Raw genomic sequence first — 20,373 nt, forward strand, 5'->3', positions numbered from 1 at the left:
ATTTAGACATTAGTCAAAGCGAACAATGACAACCTCTTTTTATATGCTAACTTTTAAAAAGGTCAGTAACTTTAGAGGGAAGGTATATATGATAGCTACCAAAGCGCGCTCAGCTTGGAATCATGTTGAAGCCTTTGGTCTTAAATTCATCGCACCGTCTTTATTAGCACTTAGAGAAGGGATGATATGGTTGCTCCCTTGTCTGATGTTCTCTTCGTTTGCTTTGTTTTTCGCGAGTATAGGAGAGTTTTTCTATGGGCGAAGAACGGAGTCGGTAAGCGCGCTTTACGCAATTCATGATGTGATTGCTGCGTTTTTCCCGTATTTAATGACTGCTGCACTCTCATATGTATTAGCTATGCAGTGGAAGTTGCCTCGGCCGCCTGTTGCTCTGCTTTCTGTTCTTTACTTAGTGGTTATTGGTGAGATTCTGCCAAGTCAGGAAGCTTTCCAAACCTTCAATATCATCATCGCAATAATTACGCCTTTGTATGCGACGTCTATTCTCGCGAGCTTGCTTAAATTCAACAGCCTTAGATTGACGAATTCTAATAGCGGCGGAAAAATTGTTAAAGAGTCACTTAATCTAGTTTTACCTGCTTTGATTACTGGCATCGTAGTCATAGTCGTAAACACGTCCATTTTTACCATCATAGTAAGTAATCACTTACTTACTGGTGTTTCCCTTGATTATGCAAATGAACCATATTCGTTTGGAATTGTGTTTGCTGCCCTCAACTCAACACTTTGGTTTATTGGGGTACACGGCTACTACGCTTTATTACCTTTAGTTGAACATTTGCAAGAAGCGACAAATTTAAACTATTCGACTTTTCTTGCGGGAGGGATTGGCCCTTATCCAATGAACATTTCTTTTATGGGGTCTTTTGTATTTATTGGAGGTAGCGGTGCAACCTTGTCTTTAGTGTTGGCACTATTGATATTTTCGGAGCAAAAAGCCTTACGTGTGATAGCAATCGCCAGTATTCCGATAGGCTTAATCAATGTGAATGAAATCCTGCTTTTCGGGCTGCCTATCATTTTTAACCCTCGCTTATTTCTTCCATTCTTATTGGTTCCTATCGTCAATGTTTGTTCTTCTATGTTTGCAATCCAAATGGGATGGGTGACATCACCAAGTGTTTCGGTGCCTTTCAACAGCCCTGTGCTCATTAATGCATGGATATCAACAGAAGGAGATATCAATGCGCTGTTTCTGCAATTAACGAATTTGTTTGTCGGGGCATTAATTTATCTTCCTGCGGTTCGAGGATTGAATCAGGTATATGGCAACCGAAAAATCTATTTTCCATTTCTAGACACAACGTATACAAGACGCCAGGAAGAAGCGGAAATGCTAAGTGACGATCCGATCACCGTTGCTCAACATGAAGAAAAACGAGCGAAAAAAATGGAAGAACATTTAGATGTGATCAGTCGACAAGAGTTTTGTATGGAGTACCAACCGCAAATTTCGACGCTGACTGGAGGTGTGATCGGCTGCGAAGCGCTGATAAGAGCAACAAACAACGATGGGACGTTGATTTATCCCGGTGCATTTTTACCTTGGTTTGAGCAAGCTGGGCTAATGAAAGATGTTGATATCTGGGTGTTTAAACAAGTGGCAAAAGATATTCTTACTTGGAACGATAGAAAAGCCTTTGTTCCGGTGAGTATTAACATTTCTCCAGATACCTTAGTCAGTGAATCGGCTATGGATCAAATCGTTAAAGCGGTTACACCAGTCGCGAGTCAGATACATATAGAAATAACGGAAGAGACACTGTTAGTTGATGAGCTGCAATTGATTAGATCGTTCAATCGATTACATCAATTAGGTGTGAAAGTTTACATTGATGACTTTGGCACGGGCTTTTCTTCATTAAGCTATTTGAATCGTTTCGAGATTGATGCAATTAAAGTGGACCGTTCGTTCGTCCTTGCTTTGGATTCAGACAAGGGTAAAAAAGTATTTTCGAGCATTTTAACGATTGCAACTCGGCTAGACATCAACGTAGTAGTCGAAGGAGTAGAAACGGCTGAACAGTTACAGCATATTCCGAAAAATCATGACATTTCCGTACAAGGCTGGCATTTTAGTCGCTCTCTACCGCTAGAGCAGTTTGTTGATTATTGCCATTTACATAACCAAACATCGTCAGCAGGTTAATGGGAGGTTGTGTTTTTCTACGTGCTGAATACTGTCGTTTCTTTATTAAAACAAACCAAGTTGAGGCGCAGAAATTCGCTCAAAGTCTAGACCGATAAATGGAAGGATTGCGTCAGCGACAGGCTTTAATTGTTTGTCGATGTAGTGCTGATAGTCGATAGCGCTTTGTTGATACTCTTTGGGTTCTGGCCCATTTAAAGTAATGACGTATTCAATTCTGCCTTTGTTTTGATATTGTAATGGTCGACCTAATTTCGCGTTAAATTCGTCAGCAAGGCGCGCTGCACGCACTTGCGGCGGAACGTTTTTCTGGTATTCGTGAAGTTTTCTACGTAAACGCTTTTGATAGGTCAACATGTGGTCATGTTTACCCATGGCGGTGTCTTCAACAAAAGCACGAACGTAGGCACTCGGCTCTTCACCGTGGAAAACCATCTTATACAGAGTTTGCTGAAACTCTTGAGCCAATGGCGTCCAGTCTGTTCGCGCACTTTCTAACCCTTTGTAGATAATTTTTTCATCGTCCCCAGATCCGATCAGTCCTGCATAACGCTTCTTCGATCCTGTTTCAGAACCTCTGATGGTTGGCATCAAGAACTTCCGGTAGTGAGTTTCGTACTCTAGCTCAAGGATAGAAGTCAGGTTGTAATCAGTACGAAGGTGATCAGTCCACCATTGGTTGATGTAGTCCACCAACGTGTTGCCTATCTTGTCGGCTTCAGATTGCGAGTAGCTTCCGTTGAGTGAAACGAATGTTGAATCCGTATCACCGTAGATCACTTGATAGCCTTTATCTTCAATTAAGATCTTGGTTTTCTTCATGATCTCATGCCCACGCATTGTGATCGAAGATGCGAGTCGAGTATCGAAAAAACGACAGCCAGAAGATCCAAGCACACCATAAAAGGAGTTCATGATGATCTTAATTGCTTGTGAAAAGGCTTTTTCGTTATTGCGTTTAGCGACGTCTCGCGCTGCCCATAAATCTTCGATCATTTGTGGCAGGAAGTGGCGTTCACGGTGAAATTGCCCGCCGCGAAAGCCAGGAACAGCTTGGTCTAGGTCTGTACCTATATCTTGCTTCAGTCCCTCAATTAGCCCCATTGGATCAATTAGGAATGAACGAATAATCGAAGGGTATAGGCTCTTGAAATCGAGCACGAGAACCGAGTTATACAGATCCGGAATTGAATCCATCACGTAACCACCGGGGCTTGCGATCCAGTTTTCTGGTGCCAAGTTTGGCGCAACGTAGCCAGCGCGGTGAATTTGTGGCAAATACAAGTTCGTAAACGCGGCGACAGAGCCGCCTACACGATCAAGTTCAACGCCAGTTAGTCTTGAGCGTTCAATGGCAAAGTCGAGTAGGTGAGTATGTTCGAATATCCGATTAACCAAGGCACAGTCTTGCAGATTGTACTTGGCGAGCGCTGGCTTATCGTATTTGAACATGCGATTGATTTCGTCCATTCGGTCATGGACATTGTGTATGTCTTTGCCTTCACCGAGCATTTCCCTTGAGACGGATTCTAATGACCAAGAGCGAAAGTGGAAAGTTGCCGTTTTTAAAGTATCAATGCCATCCAGTACAACTCGTCCTGGAATGGTAATGAATCCTTGCTGACTTTGAGAGGACGTTCGAAAGAAGCTTGGTTGGTTGTTGCGGCCAATTTTTAGCTTTAGGTTGTGCCATTCAGCGCGCTTGTGCAGCAATTTAAAATCGAAATCTATTACATTCCATCCGATGATGATATCTGGATCAAAACGAGCAAACCACTCGATCATTGCAACCAGTAGAGCTTGCTCATCTTTGACCCACTGGACAGGCGTATCACAATCTTGCTTGTCACCAATCATAATGACTCGACTGTCCATTGGGCTATCGAACCCGATAGAATAAAGAATACCTTTTTCAGAACACTCGATATCAATAGAAACAACAGATAAATTTGGAAGATAATTGCCTGAGCGACACTTCACTTGCTGAAAATGAGTGAAGTCTGATTTTCGGGTAGCGGAGCCAGAAAACTCAACACTGCCTTTAATAAAGCGTTCCATTAAGTATCTGTCTGCAAGCTTAATGTCACTTTCGTAGGTAACAATATCTTCTGCATGCAGTATTTGAGAAAAGCTCATCGCTGCGCGGTTAAGCTGAAAGTAACATGCAGATAGTGGAATGWGGTCAAACGTAGAGATGGATAGAGGCTTAATTTGACACTGAATGTTTTCTTTTGCCGCTAGCTCTAACACTTGGTTTGTGCTGCTTTGTTCAATAAAGAAAACCGGCTTTTCCTTTGGGATGGTCAGTAACACTGGGCCATTTGGTGTACTTAACCAAAGCTCAATTTGTGTGCTGCCCGAATAGTCACGGGCTTGCCTTGTAAGAACAAAGCCTTGCTGGATTTCCAAATTAACGACCAAACCAAGAGAAGAAGCCAAATAGTAACAAATCGACTTTTGAAAGGCAGGGGTATTTATTACTTTACATAAAAATGACTCGCTAATGGCTGTTTTTGACTATCATTTAACCAAGCAACTACTACTTTGGGTTAGATTAATTGCATATAATTGCAAAACCTTGATGAGTATGCGATTTTACATTTATGTGTTGAAATGCAATGACTTAATTGGTGGTGAAATTCGTTATAGAGTCATCACGTAAATAAGTTCTTGCTAAACTTTGCGTTTGAGCACATATTCAGAGTGAGCTTTTTTTTAAAAGTGCGTTAAAATAGGCAGCTATACTGCAGACCTCTTTTTAGTGGTTGCAGAACAATTTAATAGTGTGGAGATACAAGTTTGATAAATGTTTTCCTTGTAGATGATCACGAGCTGGTTCGCACAGGGATACGACGTATTATTGAAGACGTCCGTGGGATGAACGTAGCAGGGGAAGCTGAAAGCGGTGAAGATGCAGCGAAATGGTGTCGGAGTAATAATACTGACGTTATTTTAATGGATATGAATATGCCGGGTATCGGTGGCCTTGAAGCAACCAAAAAGATCCTGCGATTTAATCCTGATGTGAAAATTATCGTTTTAACTGTTCATACGGAAAATCCGTTTCCAACGAAAGTGATGCAAGCTGGTGCAGCCGGTTATTTAACCAAAGGTGCTGGGCCAGATGAAATGGTGAATGCAATACGAGTGGTCCACAGTGGCCAGCGTTATATTTCGCCTGAAATAGCGCAGCAGATGGCTCTAAGCCAATTTTCTCCTGCCTCTGAAAATCCGTTTGCTGATTTATCTGAGCGTGAATTACAAATCATGATGATGATAACTAAAGGTCAGAAAGTAACGGACATTTCAGAACAGCTAAATCTAAGCCCAAAAACAGTTAACAGCTACCGCTACCGACTGTTCAGTAAACTAGACATCAGTGGTGATGTAGAGCTTACGCACTTGGCGATTAGACATGGAATGCTAGATACTGAGACCTTGTAGTGACACCCGCTTTTGACTCAGTTGCTTTCCTTAGCACAGTAACCAATCAGCCTGGCGTTTATCGTATGTATAACGCCGAGGCTGTTGTTATTTATGTCGGAAAAGCCAAAGACCTCAAGAAACGCCTCTCCAGTTACTTCCGTAAAAAAGTCGACAGTGAAAAGACACGCGCGCTTGTTAGCCATATCGACAAGATCGATGTCACTATCACTCATACAGAAACGGAAGCCTTAATCTTAGAGCACAACTATATTAAGCAATATTTGCCTAAATATAATGTTCTGCTGCGCGATGATAAATCTTACCCTTATATCTTTATTAGCGGTCATAAACACCCAAGATTGTCGATGCATCGTGGTACAAAAAGACGCAAAGGCGAGTACTTTGGGCCATACCCAGATTCAGGAGCAGTACGAGAAACACTGCATCTTATTCAAAAGATATTTCCTGTACGACAATGTGAAGACACTGTTTACGCTAATCGAACTCGACCATGCTTGATGTATCAAATTGGTCGATGCGCTGCGCCGTGTGTTTCTTCGATCATATCTGATGAGGATTACACGGAATTAGTTAACTACGTAAAGTTGTTTCTGCAGGGCAAAGATAAGGTTGTACTAGAGACCTTGATCGGAAAAATGGATGAAGCAAGTCGTCAACTCAAGTTTGAAGATGCGGCGAGGTTTCGCGATCAAATCCAAGCAATTCGAAGGGTTCAAGAGCAGCAGTTTGTATCTKAAGACACAATGGAAGATATGGATGTGCTCGGTTTTGCGCAAGAAAACGGCGTAGCCTGTATTCATATTTTGATGATTCGCCAAGGTAAAGTGTTAGGCAGCCGTAGTCATTTCCCTAAGATTCCTTCAAATACCGTCCGCGAAGAAGTGTTTGCGAGCTTTTTGAGTCAGTATTATCTGGCGCACAATGAAGCGCGTAGTATTCCGACGAGGTTGATTTTAAATGAAGGGTTAATGGACGACTTTACTCCTATGCAACAAGCATTAAGTGAAGTGGCTGGTCGAAAGATTCATTTCCATGTTAATCCAACAGGTACTCGCAGCCGTTACCTCAAGCTTTCTAATACCAATGCCTTGACGGCAATTACGACCAAGATTAATCATAAAATGACGATTAATCAGCGTTTTAAAGAGCTTCAAGAAGTACTTGCGATAGACTCAATCTCACGTATGGAATGTTTTGATATCAGTCATACCATGGGTGAGAGTACCATCGCATCTTGTGTTGTATTCAACCAAGAAGGCCCAGTTAAGCCTGAGTATCGCCGTTACAATATTACTGGCATTACTGGCGGGGATGATTACGCGGCGATGGGGCAGGCATTAGAACGCAGATACTCCAAGCAACTCGATGTAGAAAAAATCCCTGACATTATCTTTATTGATGGTGGTAAAGGACAACTGAATCGAGCGCATGAAATCATAGCGAAGTTTTGGGATGATTGGCCGAAACGCCCACGTATGATTGGTATTGCTAAAGGTGTTACTCGTAAGCCTGGGCTCGAAACACTTATCACACTAGACGGTGAAGAGTTTAATTTGCCAAGTGATGCACCAGCATTGCACTTGATCCAACATATTCGTGACGAAAGCCATAATCACGCAATTGCGGGTCACCGAGCAAAGCGAGGGAAAACTCGTCGTACAAGTGCACTTGAGGGGATTGAAGGTGTTGGTCCTAAGCGTCGCCAATCTTTGCTCAAATATATGGGTGGTTTACAGGAACTCAAACGTGCAAGTGTTGAAGAAATAGCCAAAGTACCCGGTATTAGCCATTCTTTGGCAGAAAACATTTATCAAGCATTGAAACAATAGTAAAAATCCCGCACCATAAACGCGCAATCTAAATAGAGCCCAATACTATGCGTTTGAATATACCCAACATTTTGTCGTTATTGAGATTATTTCTCATTCCTGTTTTTGTCGTTGTATTTTATCTACCTTATGAATGGTCGCCATTTGCAGCTGCAATGGTTTTCTGGGTTGCTGGATTTACCGACTGGCTAGATGGAATGTTGGCTCGTAAGTTAGGACAAACTTCGCGTTTTGGTGCTTTTATTGATCCCGTGGCTGATAAAGTGTTAGTTGCCACTGCTTTGATTCTTGTTACTGAGCACTACGCTTCTATTTGGGTCACTATTCCAGCTGTGACTATGATTGCACGAGAAATTATTATTTCTGCTTTGCGTGAGTGGATGGCAGAGATTGGTAAACGAGCAAGTGTGGCAGTATCTTGGGTTGGTAAAGTCAAAACAGTATCGCAAATGTTCGCTCTTTGGGTTCTGATTTGGCGTTATGATGACTGGATGGTTTGGGTTGGGTTTGCAGCTTTGTATATCGCCACTATCCTTACTTACTGGTCAATGGCTCAATACCTAATGGCTGCAAAAGATGATTTGCTAGACGAGCAACATCATTAATCGTCAGCTAAAGCTCTAAAAGAATTTAATATAAAAACGGTCACTAATTTAGTGGCCGTTTTTATTTTTTATAGCCAGTAAACTTACTGGAGGCTCTTGATATAGCGATGGCTGGTTGGAGCTTTAGCCGTTCGCTTGTTACGTTGAAGCTGCTATATCGTTGCGCGTTGCAAATGGTCTACTAATGTTTTGATAAAACGAGCGGCTTCCCCTCCAGTACAAGCTCTATGGTCAAACGTCATAGATAGCGGCATTGCTTTAACTTCGACTGGCTGCCCATTGATCATTACGACTTTTTTGATGATACGGCCTGCACCCAAAATCGCAACTTGCGGTGGGGAAACGACAGGCGTCGCGTAGATGCCTGCAATGGCGCCAAAGTTTGAAAGTGTAATGGTAGCGTGTTGTAACTGCTCTCGGCCGATTTTACGTTCTCTAATTCCTTGCACCGTAGTATCTAACCATTGGCGGATGCCTTTCGCGTTGTAGTCATCGGCGTGGCGTAGCACAGGTACATAAAGCCCATGAGCGCTGTCTACGGCGATACCAACGTTTACGGTGCTGTGAACGCACCTCGTCATGGTTTCAGCATCGAACCAAGCATTAAGCGCAGGCTCCTGCTGGCAAGCATGCACAACGGCAAGCACTAGACGTATTGAAATATCCTCATTCGGTAGCCATTCGGATAACAAGGCTTCTTCTGTAATGGTTACAGCCGCGACGTTGTGGTGTGACTCTGCCATGGTATTGACCATGGTTCGTCGTGCGCCTTTTAAAACTTCCGTGCCTGGTAACTGGTTGTCGCATTCGGTGTAAATATCAGTATCAATGATGACGCCGTTAGGGCCAGTCCCAGTAACACTTTCTAGGTTAACGCCCAGTTTTTGAGCTAGGAGCCTTGCTGAAGGCATTGCAGTTATACGATCTTCTGAAGACGGTGAGTGGTTAGACTCATTACCAACCCAAAAGTTATCGACATCGACGTGGTGGCTTTGGTGTGAAACATTTCCCACCACCGTTGCTGCATCTTCTTTTTTTGTTTCCTGAAGAGCGGCTGAAGATTCGGATGTTGCTGAAACGGTTGCACCCACTTCTTCGATTTCAAGAAGAAGGCTACCAATATTGATGACATCTCCTTCGTTTCCGTAGCGATTGATGATTTTTCCACTATACGGGGCAGGGACTTCAACAATGGCTTTGGCCGTTTCAATCGTTACAACAATTTGGTCAAGTTTGACGGTATCACCTGGTTCAATATGCCATTGCACTATTTCAGATTCGGCTAGCCCTTCACCTAGGTCGGGTAACATAAATGACTTCATTTCCAGCCCTCCACAAGTTCACGCGCGGCGAGCACGATATCGTCTTCCTGAATCATGAAAAAATCTTCGTTTCGGTAATAGGGCATAATGGTATCCATACCTGTGACTCGTTTAGGTGGGGCTTTTAATAAGCACATAGCCTGCTCTGCCGTTCTAGATATAATCTCAGCACCTACACCACAGGTTCTACTTGCTTCATGTACCACGAGTAATCGTCCAGTTTTTTCTAGTGATTGGAATATTGTGTTCATATCGAGTGGCTTGATGCTGGCTAGGTCAATGACTTCGACTTCAACTCCTTGCTGGGACAGCGTATCAGCCGCTTGAAGTGACTCGACAACACAAGCTCCCCATGTAACTAGGGTTAAGTCGCGACCTTTACGTAACGTAAAGCAAGTATCGAGCGGTAAGGCTTGCCCGTTGTCTTCGACATTAGATTTGACGGTGCGATAGATGCGTTTTGGTTCAAAAAACATGACAGGATCATTGCTGCGAATGGACGCGAGTAATAGGCCATAGGCTCGCTGAGGCGAGGAGGGTATTACCACTTTGAATCCGGGAATGTGGGCAAACAACGCCTCAACGCTTTCGGAGTGATGCTCGGGAGCATGGATACCTCCACCGAAAGGCGCTCTGAAAACTGCAGGACAGGTTAAACGTCCCCGAGTTCGATTCCGTATTCGAGCTGCATGACACATTAAATGCTCCATCGCCGGGAAGACAAAACCTTGAAACTGAAACTCAGCAACGGGGCGTAGACCTTGAGAGGCCATCCCAACTGAAACTCCAGCGATTAACGCTTCAGCAAGAGGTGAATCAATGACTCGTTTTAGCCCAAACTTTTCTTTTAGCCCAACGGTTGCTCGAAATACACCTCCATTGTCTCCTACGTCTTCCCCAAGAACGACAACATTCGAGTCAGCTTGCATTTCATGATGCAGCGCGAGGTTTACGGCTTCTAGCAAGGTGATATCAGCCATGCTTACCCCCTTGCATACGCATTGCTTTGTTAATGAGTTCGTCGCGTTGTTGGTTTATTTCTTGTGGCGCAACTTCATAGAGGTAATCGAAGGCCGTTTCAGGTGGCTGTAGAGGTAAGTTTAAGTAGTGTTCGACGGCTTTCTCGATGTTTACTCTACAGTGTTCTTGTAATTCCTCTTCTTCTTGTTCAGACCATAAATCATGACTGGCCAAGTAGGTTTTTAACCGAGCGATTGGCTCAAATTTCCAGGCATTGTTCAGTTCATCTTGACTACGATAGCGTGTGGCATCATCAGCGGTAGTATGATCGCCAAGCCGGTAGCTAATGGCTTCAATGAGCGTCGGACCTTTTCCTTTACGTGCGTTATCTAGCGAAGACAATATGCAGTCATACATAGCTACTATGTCATTGCCATCGACGGTAATTCCGTCTATGCCCGCTCCTTTGGATTTTTCAGAAAGGAACTCTGCCGCGCATTGAAGTGCACGTGGTACTGAGATCGCCCATTGGTTGTTATTCACAACGAACACGAGGGGAATATTCCATGTTCCTGCGCAGTTTATGGACTCTAGGAAGTCACCTTTAGAGGTTGCTCCATCGCCACAAACAACAAGTGCTGCTTTATGGTTACCTTCGATTTTAAGTGCAGAAGCGACCCCTACAGCATGAGTACATTGGGTAGCAATTGGTACACAGAAAGGAAGATCGAGACAGCGAGATTGAGTTGAACTATCGAACGATGGATCATTTGACGGGCAGAAATCACTGCCTCTTTCATCACCTCCCCAGTATTGGAGGTTTTTCTCCATTGGAATGCCTCTTGCCCACATAGCTGGCATGTCTCGGTAGTAGGGGATGAAAACGTCATCGTTTCGAAGCGCTCGACCAATCGCGATGCCAATTGCTTCAGAACCCAAATGAGAAGGGTAAGTACCAAGTTTGCCTGTCCGCTGTAGGGCAACAGCTTTGTTGTCGTAGGTTCGGGTCAATACCATGTCTCGGTAGAACCCTTTTAGGATGTCAGGTTGAGCCCAAGTGGGCATTTCATTGACTAGATTGCCATGATGGTCAATAAACCGATGCATGGGTAATTCTTGAACGTCCATCTCAAGCTCCTTCTGATTCAGTGCTCTACAGTGCGAGCAAGGTTCAGCGGGTCACATGGCTGTGCGATGAGCTGTATCTAAAAACTAGCCATTTATTATCATTAGTCAGAACCTACATACTTGAAGCATTGTTCTGAAAATACATCGAGTGATATTGAATGTTACTAGCAACTTCACTTTATTTAGCGATGAATATTGATACAACCAGATACATTAAGTGTAACTAAAGAGTTCAATTTCGCCTCTTTAAATGGTGTCTCATACTATATTCGTATCTATCAAGGTTCCAAAAACAGAAGAAAATATCGGTTTTTGAAATGACGAATGTTATAAATTGAAGATATTCACTACCAGTAAACTCAAATTCGCAAGATTATTATGCTGATAATCTTCTTTGATTTTGTATAAAACATTACCGGCATACTGTGATCGGGAGGAAGTTTTGGAAAGGAGAGAGTGCTGTGAATCCATTGGTTAAGCAAAAAATTGCGTCCTATCCTGATGATGTACAAACACGACTGTCAGAGCTAAGAAGTCTGATTCTAGATTTGGCTGAAAGTGTGGGTGCATCTCCTGTAGAAGAAACTTTAAAGTGGGGCGAGCCTAGCTACATAGTGAAAAGTGGCAGTACTATTCGAATTGACTGGAAACTTAAGTCTCCATCAAATTACTTTATCTATTTCAATTGTAAAACACGTCTTGTTGATACTTTTCGTGAGCTTCACTCTGATAGGCTGGACTTTCAAGGTAATCGAGCAATAGTGTTGAGCCTTGGTAAACCGTTGCCTGTTGATGAAATTACTCAATGTTTGTTAATGGCTCTTACATACCAAAAAATCAAACACCTCCCTTTATTGGGTGCGTAGCCAATGTATATAGTTAAGCTGAGAAAACCCGCGTGAGATCTGTATTGTACTTTGAGGGGCTGTGTAAGCAGGAATGCTGCAAAACTCCGATAATAGGTTAGTATTTTATAAGGATATTTAAGGGATTAGATCATGACAGATACGTTTACTGAAGCTGAACAAGAAACCATTCGAGTGGTGGACGCTCAACTCGCGGCTTATAATGCGCGCGATATTGATGCTTTTATCGCGTGTTATCACGACGATATTGAGATTAGTTTATTCTCTGTGGGTATTCAGATCCGAGGTAAGCAAGCTTTGAAAGAGCGCTATGAACAAAAATTCGAAGGGTTAAAATAYCTTCATGCTTCAGCGTTGAAGCGTATTGTTCAAGGTCGGTATCTGGTGGACCATGAACTTGCTGAGTCGGCAAGTCAAAGCCCTGACAAGATAGATAACAGTGTTCGAGTTATCGCAGCTTATGAAGTACAAAATGGTAAGATCGTTAGAGTGAGTTTTATGGGGTAGGCTGATATTCGCTTATCACTTCTATCTTTATGTTGATAATAAAGCCGTGTTCAATTATATGAACTCGGCTTTTTCATTGTATAAGCGTTAAGTCTATCAACTTAGCAACAAGTTTAAGGATGTTGCCGGCTAGTCGATAATTATCGAGCCTGTTGGCTTGCCGCTTCTAGTTGCTTAAGTTTACCTTGAAGCATGTATGCGTTTTGGTTGAAGTTACCAGGGTTTAACACTTGGCTTTGTTGCATTGGGTAGCCCGGTAGAGTATCCATAAACTCTTGTACTTTTCCACCAACTGGTACGAATAGCCACATGTTGTCTGCCATCCAGCGTAGGTACATGCCAGATTCGTGAGGTGCTTTCTCGAATGGGTCTGCACGTAGGTGAACAACTTGAGGCCAGTTTGGCTGGAAACGTACTGCATCAACAATGTTACCGTCCATTACCGCGAATGAGATTTTGAAGTCATTCCAACGTACTGCGTTTAGCTCAGCGTTTGCAGAGAAGTAAAGCATGCTGTCACGAGGTCCTTTTTCTTCTTTACCCTGGAAGTAAGGTAAGAAGTTGTAACCATCAAGGTGAACACGCCAGTCTTTACCGTTGTAACGAGCACCTTTATCAGACGCTAGCTTCTCAACCACTTTATCGTCACCAGCCGCAGCTAATAGAGTTGGAATCCAGTCTTGGTGGCCCATGATATCGTTGATTTTAGTTCCCGGTTTAATCGTACCCGGCCAGCGAACTAGCTGAGGAACACGCATACCACCTTCATAAGTTGTACCTTTCTCACCGTGGAAGTAAGTTGCACCACCATCAGGCCATGAAACCGTTTCAGCACCGTTATCTGTTGAGTAGATTACGATTGTGTTGTCTGCGATTTTAAGTTCATCAAGCTTGTCTAGTAGCACACCAACTTGGTCATCGTGCTCTAACATGCCGTCAGCATAGATACTGATACCAGATTTACCTTGGTACTTTTCTTGAAGACGCGTCCACACGTGCATACGAGTGGTGTTGTGCCAGATGAAGAAAGGCTTGTCAGCTTTAACCGCTTTTTCCATGAAGGCCAGAGATTCTTCTAGGAACTCTTCATCCGCGTGCTCCATACGCTTACGCGTCATAGGGCCAGTATCTTCAATCTTGCCATCGGCAGTCGATTTGATTACACCACGAGGGCCAAAGTTCTTACGGAATTCAGGATCTTTAGGGTAGTAGTATGTTTCTGGCTCTTCTTCTGCGTTCAAGTGGTATAGGTTACCGAAGAACTGGTCAAAACCGTGGTTCGTTGGAAGGTGTTTGTCTTGGTCACCCATGTGGTTCTTACCGAACTGAGCTGTCATATAGCCTTGTTCTTTTAGAAGGTCAGCAATAGTTGGAGCCCAATCTGGGATACCGTGGTCAGAGCCGGGCATACCGATGGTCAGCAGACCTGTACGGAAAGGTTCTTGACCTGTTAGGAACGCAGCGCGACCAGCAGTACAAGACTGTTGTCCGTAGTGATCGGTAAATAGCGCACCTTCGTTCGCAATTCGGTCRATATTTGGCGTTTCGTACCCCATCATCCCGTTGTTGTAAGCACTGATATTGAATACACCAATATCATCACCCCAGATAGCCAGAATGTTAGGTTTTTCAGCTGCGGATACTGCTGTCGAAGCGGCGAGTAGACCAACGCCTAATGCAAGTTTATTGATTTGGGTAGCCATAAGGACTCCAATTGTTATTTGAGATTAATGCGTTACAGGCCACGCATCGTTAGCGAAACATTAATCTCGAATGGGCTACTTGTCCTTTTATAGTCTTTATAACCAAATGTTATGGGGCTGATTTGGTCGGCTGTTCAATATCCTTAGAAAGGCTACTCAAGTCCAAAAATCAAATCAAATGAAAAGTTGAGAATCTGGTCATCAGTAAGGCCGTAATTAGCGCTAATTTCGGGTCTCTGGCTATGGTGTGTATAACCAATAGTTATGACGATTCTGGATAGGATGTACGTAGCCAGATTGAATGGAAGAGTGACTGATGAACCACGCACAACAAGCAATAAATCGACTGATAGAACAAACTGAAAAAAGTGTTATTGGACAAAGCCATGTTGTTAGGGCGTTGGTGATAGGGCTGCTTACCAATGGGCATGTTTTACTTGAAGGCTTACCGGGTACTGCAAAGACACGCTCGGTTAAGTCGCTTGCCAACTTACTCAATACCAGTTTTGGTCGTATTCAATTTACACCGGACTTATTACCTTCAGATGTGACTGGCACAGAGGTTTATCAAGAGCAAGATGGAAAGCCGCAGCTCTACTTCCAACCAGGTCCAATCTTTAACAGCATTGTATTGGCCGATGAGGTCAATCGAGCTCCCGCTAAGGTGCAAGCTGCGTTACTTGAAGCGATGGCGGAGGGCACAATTACGGTCGGTGGACAAACTCATGTGCTGCCGGATTTGTTTATGGTGCTAGCCACGCAAAACCCTGTTGAGCAAGAAGGGACATACCCTTTACCCGAGGCTCAAATGGATCGCTTTATTATGAAGATCACGGTGGATTACCCAGAAGATGAAGCGGAACGCGACATCATTCGCTTGGTAAGAAGTGAAGAGTTGAGAAATGAAGATCAAGGCAATGAAACAAGCTCGGAAATAATTACCCACGAACATATTGAGCCTGAATTAGTGCTTGAAGCCAGGCGCCAACTACCAGCTATAGAAGTGTCTGAACTTGTCGAAAATTACATCGTGGCACTGGTAATGGCAACACGTAAACCGGAGCGTTATCCAAACTCTAGCTTATCCAAATGGATTGAAATCGGCTCTAGCCCAAGGGCATCTATCTCCCTTGATAAGTGCGCTAGAGCTTACGCATGGTTAAAAGGGAGTGACCACGTAACTTTAGATGATGTGAGGGCGATGCTTCCTGCGGTACTCGGCCATCGATTTTCTCTCTCATATGATGCGCTAGCAGATGGTGTTGACCATCAACGAGTTGTGCAAGAGTTGTTAGATAGTGTAGAGATCGGATAATTAGGGGGCGATATGGCAAAGCCAACACTAGCGCCGAAATCTCATACTCATGATGAGCGCTTGTATTGCGATTATGCACGCTTAGTGCGCTTACAGGCACAAGCAGAGTCCTTTTCGCTGTTACCTCATTTGAAAGCTGGCAGCGTATTATCGGGTAGGCACAATTCGCTTTTTCGGGGGCGCGGACTTAATTTCGAAGAGCTTCGTCATTATCAACTTGGCGACGATATCCGAAATCTCGATTGGAAAGTGACTATGCRAACGGGCAAGCCTCATGTTCGTAGTTATACAGAAGAAAAAGATCGGAATGTGATCATTTTTGTCGATCAACGTAGCTCGATGTTTTTCTCGTCTACGCAGATTATGAAGTCAGTTGTGGCGGCAGAGATTGCAGCGATATGCGGTTGGCGGGTCTTGAAAGACGGCGATAGAGTAGGTTTTGTCATCGCATCGCATAAAAAGCTCTTTCATACTAAAGCGCAGCGTTCTCAGAATGATCTCCTCGCTCAATTAAAACGTATTGTACGTGCGAACCAAAGCCTCAGTGTTGCAACTTACGATAGTGACGATGTGGCTTTTAACCACTGGTTAGAGCTTGTTAAGCGCACGCAAGTTAAGCAATCAACACTCATTTTTATTAGCGATTGGCGTGATTGCTCTGAACAGCACTTAGATCATTTAAAACAGTTACAACAACACAATGACATTCTTGCCGTTATGGTAAGTGACCCATTGGAGCAGTCCCTGCCTCATGATCTTGCTAAAGCTAACTGGGTCGTTGGTGATGGGCAGTTCCAGCTTAACTTAGATAGCCAAACTAAAGTGTCTACGGCGAGTAGAAGCCTTGCACAAAAAGCCTTTCTTCAGCGTGACTCATTAACCAAGCTAATGGCGATAAAACAACTTCCTTTCATTGAGTTAGATACTTCAGGTGAGCACATCTCTCAGTTTCAAAAGCGGGTAGGAGGTCGATAGTGGCAGTCATACATACCCCTCCAAGTACTTATATTCTTCGCGAGTTACATGATGTTTCGGTACCAGAGAGCGTTAGTTGGGTACCGCAAACGATAGGTTGGAAGATTTTAGCTGCTGTAGTGATTTTAGGCATTGCTTACACCGCTTATCGAGTGGCTAAACATTGGTGGGATAATCGGTACCGTCGTGAAGCGTTAGCCGTGTTAGACGCTTTACCGGAGGGTGATGAGGTGTCTCCTCAAAAGGTGTTCAAAGTGTTGAAAGTCGTGCTTCGTTACTTAAATTCAAACAATGCGAATTTATTTGGAACGAACTTTTTAGACCGATTAGACAGTTATTTAGCTAAGCCTAAGTTTGTAAAACCAAAGCGGACAAACGATCAGCCTGCAAAAGCCAAGTCAGAAAAACAGTTTTCCGCAGATCACCTTCTGGATGATGTGCTGGCTCAAACATGGATGCAAAGCTTAGAAAGTCGCTCTGTTCATCTCGATGAGCAACAGAAACAAACATTGATTCAATACGCACGATACTGGGTTATAAATCACCACGCTCAGGAGAAAGGCTTATGAGTATTTCTTCTATTTTGAGCAGTAGTCTCACTGTGAACAGCTCAAGCTTTGAGTTCATTCACCCGCTGTGGTTCTTGATATTGCCTCTACCGTTGGCGGTGTATTTTCTCGTTCCGGCTTATCGCACTAAGCAAGTCGCTATAAAAGTCCCGTTTTTTGACGATTTGGTGAATGCCATTGGTGAAACACCGTCTTCGGGTGCGAGTCAATTATCTCCTCGCTGGTGGCAGCGCGCAACTTTGTGTGTCACATGGGCGCTTGTCGTCTGCGCTTTAGCTAAACCAACCGTTCTTGGAGAACCTCAAATTAGAGAGCAATTAGGGCGTGATGTCATGGTCGTTGTGGATTTATCCGGTTCGATGGCAGAGAAAGATTTTACTTCGCTGAAAGGTGATCAAGTTTCTCGATTAGATGCGGCAAAGCAAGTATTGGCAGATTTTGTCAAAACAAGGAAAGGCGATCGACTTGGGTTGATTTTATTTGGTGATGCAGCGTTTGTACAAACGCCTTTTACTGCTGACCAAGACGTTTGGTTGGAGCTTCTAGAGCAAACAGATGTGGCGATGGCAGGGCAAAGTACACACTTGGGAGATGCGATAGGATTGGCTATCAAAGTGTTTGAACAAAGCCAAGTTAACCAGCTAAAGAGTCAGTCAAAGAGCAGTGAAATTTCAATTACGGAAGACGGAGAAACCTTAATAGCGGCAGACAGAGAAAAAGTTGTGATTGTATTAACGGACGGCAACGATACAGGAAGTTTTGTTGAGCCTATAGATGCGGCCAAAGTGGCACAGGCGAAAGGAGTTCGAATCCATGTTATTGCCATGGGTGATCCGCAGACTGTAGGAGAGGTCGCTTTAGATATGGACACGATTAAACGAATAGCGGAAGAGTCTGGAGGTGAAGCGTTCGAGGCTATGAATCGTGATGAACTGACTGCTGCGTATAGTGCGATTGGCGAATTAGAACCGCAGTTGTACGAAAGTACCACTTATCGTCCAAAACAAAGCGTACATCATTACTTAATGGCAATTGTTGTTGTGATGTATCTAGCGGCTTTTAGTCTAGCGACCTTACATAGAATTCGAACTCGTCGAGTAACCATAAGTCGAGATGTTGAACAGCCGATTGTCATTCAAGGAAACGATCCTAAAAATGGAGGCGCTGATGTTTGATTCTCTTACTTTTCAGCAATTCTTTGTTCAGTTCCATTTGATTCGACCTTGGTGGTTAATCGCTTTTATTCCAATGTTTTCTTTGCTGTGGTTACGCTGGCGAGAAGAAACAAAACCAAGTTGGAAGGACATACTTCCTGAACACTTACGCAATGCGTTAACCATTGGTGAAACTGGTTGGCGTAAGCAACTTCCCCTTAAGTTACTTATGGTGATCGTTAGTATCGCAATCATCATTTGTGCTGGCCCAAGTTGGCAGAGAGAATCCTCGCCGTTTGGGGAAGACCGAGCATCAATACTCGTGGTACTAGACAACAGTGAAAGCATGTTAGCAAAGGATCTTCCTCCTAGCCGATTAGAACGCTCTAAGCAGAAAATAAGTGACTTGCTTGCCGAGCGAAAAGGTGGAAAAACAGGATTGGTTGTGTATGCGGGCAGCGCCCATATTGCGATGCCTGTGACACAAGACAGTCAGGTATTTGAACCTTTTCTTGCGGCAATTAACCCTGAAATTATGCCTGTTGATGGCAAGTTTTCTGAAAATACCTTGCCTTTAATCGCCCAGCAGTTGTCTAGGGAACTTGGGTCAAGTGTCTTGTTAGTGACGGACGGCGTTACCCCTGCCTCGATTCAAGCTTATCAAGATTTTTTTGAGCAATCTCCGTATCAGCTTCTAATACTCGCAGCGGGTAATCGAAATACGATGGGCAATAACCCAGTGGACTGGGGTTCACTTGAGGAACTGGCGAATAAAACCGGGGGACGGCTTGTTGAAACCACCATTGATAATAGCGATATTCAAACTCTGAACCGAGCTGTAGAGCGCAACATGCAGCTCAATGGCCAATCCTCAATGCCATGGAAAGACATGGGATATGGCTTGCTAGTTCCCATGGCGATCATCATGTTGCTCTGGTTTCGAAAAGGTTGGTTGGTTCAATGGTGTATTGTTGGTTTGGCGTTATCACTTTCTACTTACGCTCCAACTATCTCGGCAGAAACAGTGCATACCACATCAGAGAAAGTCCAAGATGAACAATCCCAGCAGATAGCACCCGTTACTGTTTGGGATCAAACCACTCAATGGTGGTGGGATTTATGGTTAACACCCAATCAACAAGGGCAACGTTATTTCAATCAACATGAGTACCTGAAAGCGGCTAAACACTTTGTCGATCCACTACGTAAGGGAACTGCCTATTACTACGCGTCCGAGTTTAAACTTGCGCACAGCTCTTTTTTGCAAGTGGAGAGTAAAGCGGGAGTGACAAGTGACTTGGGCTTATATAATGCAGCGAGTGCGCTTGCAAGGCAGCGCGAATACTTAGCAGCATTGAATTTACTTACCGAGCTATCAAAAAAAACCGATTTAGCCCCAGAGCTTAAAGCGGACGTTCTGCACAACCTAAAAGTGTTTGAAGGTATCGTCGAAGACGTGAATCGAACCAGTGAAAGTCAATCGGGTACAACGGATGGCCCAGAAGAGTCGTTTGAACTCGATGACGATAAACCTCGAACTGGTGATGGCGCAGAGGAAAATACAGCTGCGGAATTAATGCTAAAGGAAACGCTAAACGCGAGAGAAATACTGGGAAGCGAGGAGTTAGCTGATAAATGGCTTAAACGTGTTGAATCTGATCCTAAGTACTTTCTAAGAGCCAAATTTCAAATTCAGTTACGAGAGCCTGTAGCGCCTGTGGCTAATGAGAAGGAGCTAGAACTATGAGTGTGAATTTACTCGCGAAGCCGCGCTATTATAGTTCGGACATTGTTTCGAAGTTATTGGAGGCTGTCAGAAAATC

The 20,373-nt window shown here is 43.8% G+C and carries 16 protein-coding genes; 11 read left to right on the forward strand and 5 right to left on the reverse strand.

Going from position 1 to position 20,373, the window contains the following annotated elements:
* The first annotated feature begins 88 nt into the window (after window positions 1-88).
* Window positions 89-2,170 carry a PTS sugar transporter subunit IIC/EAL domain-containing protein gene (locus tag L4C33_RS07055; RefSeq protein ID WP_428811731.1) on the forward strand — a complete coding sequence of 694 codons (2,082 nt, stop codon included), beginning with the start codon at window positions 89-91 and terminating at the stop codon, window positions 2,168-2,170.
* Window positions 2,171-2,215: 45 nt separating this feature from the next.
* Here L4C33_RS07055 and L4C33_RS07060 read toward each other — a convergent pair whose 3' ends face one another.
* Window positions 2,216-4,579 carry a DNA polymerase II gene (locus L4C33_RS07060; RefSeq protein ID WP_428811732.1) on the reverse strand — a complete coding sequence of 788 codons (2,364 nt, stop codon included), beginning with the start codon at window positions 4,577-4,579 and terminating at the stop codon, window positions 2,216-2,218.
* A 390-nt stretch (window positions 4,580-4,969) separates the two neighbouring features.
* Here L4C33_RS07060 and uvrY point away from each other — a divergent pair, with 390 nt between their 5' ends.
* From uvrY to pgsA, 3 genes are read left to right on the forward strand one after another with little or no spacing between them, the layout of a single operon-like run.
* A complete protein-coding gene (gene uvrY / locus L4C33_RS07065) occupies window positions 4,970-5,614 on the forward strand; it encodes a UvrY/SirA/GacA family response regulator transcription factor (protein ID WP_428811733.1) in 645 nt (214 codons plus the stop codon).
* Complete coding sequence (uvrC, locus tag L4C33_RS07070; RefSeq protein WP_428811734.1) at window positions 5,614-7,446, forward strand: excinuclease ABC subunit UvrC; 1,833 nt, start codon at window positions 5,614-5,616, stop codon at window positions 7,444-7,446. The genes uvrY and uvrC overlap by 1 nt, the downstream gene beginning before the upstream one ends.
* A gap of 47 nt (window positions 7,447-7,493) precedes the next feature.
* The gene (pgsA, locus tag L4C33_RS07075) at window positions 7,494-8,051 is read left to right on the forward strand and encodes a CDP-diacylglycerol--glycerol-3-phosphate 3-phosphatidyltransferase (RefSeq protein ID WP_428811735.1); all 558 of its coding nucleotides are present in this window, start codon (window positions 7,494-7,496) and stop codon (window positions 8,049-8,051) included.
* A 152-nt stretch (window positions 8,052-8,203) separates the two neighbouring features.
* Here the strand turns inward: pgsA and L4C33_RS07080 are convergent, their stop codons facing one another.
* The 3 genes from L4C33_RS07080 to pdhA are packed head-to-tail and all read right to left on the reverse strand — an operon-like array spanning window position 8,204 to window position 11,461.
* The gene (locus L4C33_RS07080; protein WP_428811736.1) at window positions 8,204-9,373 is read right to left on the reverse strand and encodes a dihydrolipoamide acetyltransferase family protein; all 1,170 of its coding nucleotides are present in this window, start codon (window positions 9,371-9,373) and stop codon (window positions 8,204-8,206) included.
* Window positions 9,370-10,353, reverse strand: a complete 984-nt coding sequence (locus tag L4C33_RS07085; RefSeq protein ID WP_428811737.1) for an alpha-ketoacid dehydrogenase subunit beta — start codon at window positions 10,351-10,353, stop codon at window positions 9,370-9,372. Before L4C33_RS07085 ends, L4C33_RS07080 begins: the two co-directional genes overlap by 4 nt.
* The gene (gene pdhA / locus L4C33_RS07090; RefSeq protein ID WP_428811738.1) at window positions 10,346-11,461 is read right to left on the reverse strand and encodes a pyruvate dehydrogenase (acetyl-transferring) E1 component subunit alpha; all 1,116 of its coding nucleotides are present in this window, start codon (window positions 11,459-11,461) and stop codon (window positions 10,346-10,348) included. Before pdhA ends, L4C33_RS07085 begins: the two co-directional genes overlap by 8 nt.
* A gap of 461 nt (window positions 11,462-11,922) precedes the next feature.
* On the opposite strand from pdhA, the gene L4C33_RS07095 reads away from it, so the two are divergent.
* Window positions 11,923-12,327 (forward strand): DUF1801 domain-containing protein, encoded by a 405-nt coding sequence (locus L4C33_RS07095; protein ID WP_428811739.1) that lies wholly within the window; start codon window positions 11,923-11,925, stop codon window positions 12,325-12,327.
* A 132-nt stretch (window positions 12,328-12,459) separates the two neighbouring features.
* Window positions 12,460-12,834 carry a nuclear transport factor 2 family protein gene (locus tag L4C33_RS07100; protein ID WP_428811740.1) on the forward strand — a complete coding sequence of 125 codons (375 nt, stop codon included), beginning with the start codon at window positions 12,460-12,462 and terminating at the stop codon, window positions 12,832-12,834.
* Window positions 12,835-12,974: 140 nt separating this feature from the next.
* Here the strand turns inward: L4C33_RS07100 and L4C33_RS07105 are convergent, their stop codons facing one another.
* The gene (locus L4C33_RS07105) at window positions 12,975-14,537 is read right to left on the reverse strand and encodes an arylsulfatase (RefSeq protein WP_428811741.1); all 1,563 of its coding nucleotides are present in this window, start codon (window positions 14,535-14,537) and stop codon (window positions 12,975-12,977) included.
* A 316-nt stretch (window positions 14,538-14,853) separates the two neighbouring features.
* Between L4C33_RS07105 and L4C33_RS07110 the strand changes: the two genes are divergently transcribed.
* The 5 genes from L4C33_RS07110 to L4C33_RS07130 all read left to right on the forward strand — a co-directional run bounded on the left by L4C33_RS07110 (window position 14,854) and on the right by L4C33_RS07130 (window position 20,297).
* The gene (locus L4C33_RS07110) at window positions 14,854-15,852 is read left to right on the forward strand and encodes an AAA family ATPase (RefSeq protein WP_428811742.1); all 999 of its coding nucleotides are present in this window, start codon (window positions 14,854-14,856) and stop codon (window positions 15,850-15,852) included.
* Between the two features lie 12 nt (window positions 15,853-15,864).
* Window positions 15,865-16,827 carry a DUF58 domain-containing protein gene (locus L4C33_RS07115; protein WP_428811743.1) on the forward strand — a complete coding sequence of 321 codons (963 nt, stop codon included), beginning with the start codon at window positions 15,865-15,867 and terminating at the stop codon, window positions 16,825-16,827.
* Complete coding sequence (locus L4C33_RS07120) at window positions 16,827-17,396, forward strand: DUF4381 domain-containing protein (protein ID WP_428811744.1); 570 nt, start codon at window positions 16,827-16,829, stop codon at window positions 17,394-17,396. Before L4C33_RS07115 ends, L4C33_RS07120 begins: the two co-directional genes overlap by 1 nt.
* A gap of 359 nt (window positions 17,397-17,755) precedes the next feature.
* Window positions 17,756-18,571: a VWA domain-containing protein gene (locus L4C33_RS07125; protein ID WP_428811753.1), complete on the forward strand. Its 816-nt coding sequence runs from the start codon at window positions 17,756-17,758 to the stop codon at window positions 18,569-18,571.
* Window positions 18,564-20,297 carry a VWA domain-containing protein gene (locus L4C33_RS07130; RefSeq protein WP_428811745.1) on the forward strand — a complete coding sequence of 578 codons (1,734 nt, stop codon included), beginning with the start codon at window positions 18,564-18,566 and terminating at the stop codon, window positions 20,295-20,297. Before L4C33_RS07125 ends, L4C33_RS07130 begins: the two co-directional genes overlap by 8 nt.
* Window positions 20,298-20,373: the final 76 nt, after the last annotated feature.

The organism is Vibrio makurazakiensis (assembly GCF_050337375.1).
GTDB lineage: Bacteria > Pseudomonadota > Gammaproteobacteria > Enterobacterales > Vibrionaceae > Vibrio > Vibrio makurazakiensis.

Excerpts from the sequence above, each read along its gene's own strand:
- L4C33_RS07055 (WP_428811731.1), top strand. The coding sequence starts at position 89 with ATGATAGCTACCAAAGCGCGCTCAGCTTGGAATCATGTTGAAGCCTTT.
- pgsA (WP_428811735.1), top strand. The coding sequence starts at position 7,494 with ATGCGTTTGAATATACCCAACATTTTGTCGTTATTGAGATTATTTCTC.
- L4C33_RS07080 (WP_428811736.1), bottom strand. The coding sequence starts at position 9,373 with ATGAAGTCATTTATGTTACCCGACCTAGGTGAAGGGCTAGCCGAATCT.
- L4C33_RS07085 (WP_428811737.1), bottom strand. The coding sequence starts at position 10,353 with ATGGCTGATATCACCTTGCTAGAAGCCGTAAACCTCGCGCTGCATCAT.
- pdhA (WP_428811738.1), bottom strand. The coding sequence starts at position 11,461 with ATGGACGTTCAAGAATTACCCATGCATCGGTTTATTGACCATCATGGC.
- L4C33_RS07110 (WP_428811742.1), top strand. The coding sequence starts at position 14,854 with ATGAACCACGCACAACAAGCAATAAATCGACTGATAGAACAAACTGAA.
- L4C33_RS07125 (WP_428811753.1), top strand. The coding sequence starts at position 17,756 with ATGGCAGAGAAAGATTTTACTTCGCTGAAAGGTGATCAAGTTTCTCGA.
- L4C33_RS07130 (WP_428811745.1), top strand. The coding sequence starts at position 18,564 with ATGTTTGATTCTCTTACTTTTCAGCAATTCTTTGTTCAGTTCCATTTG.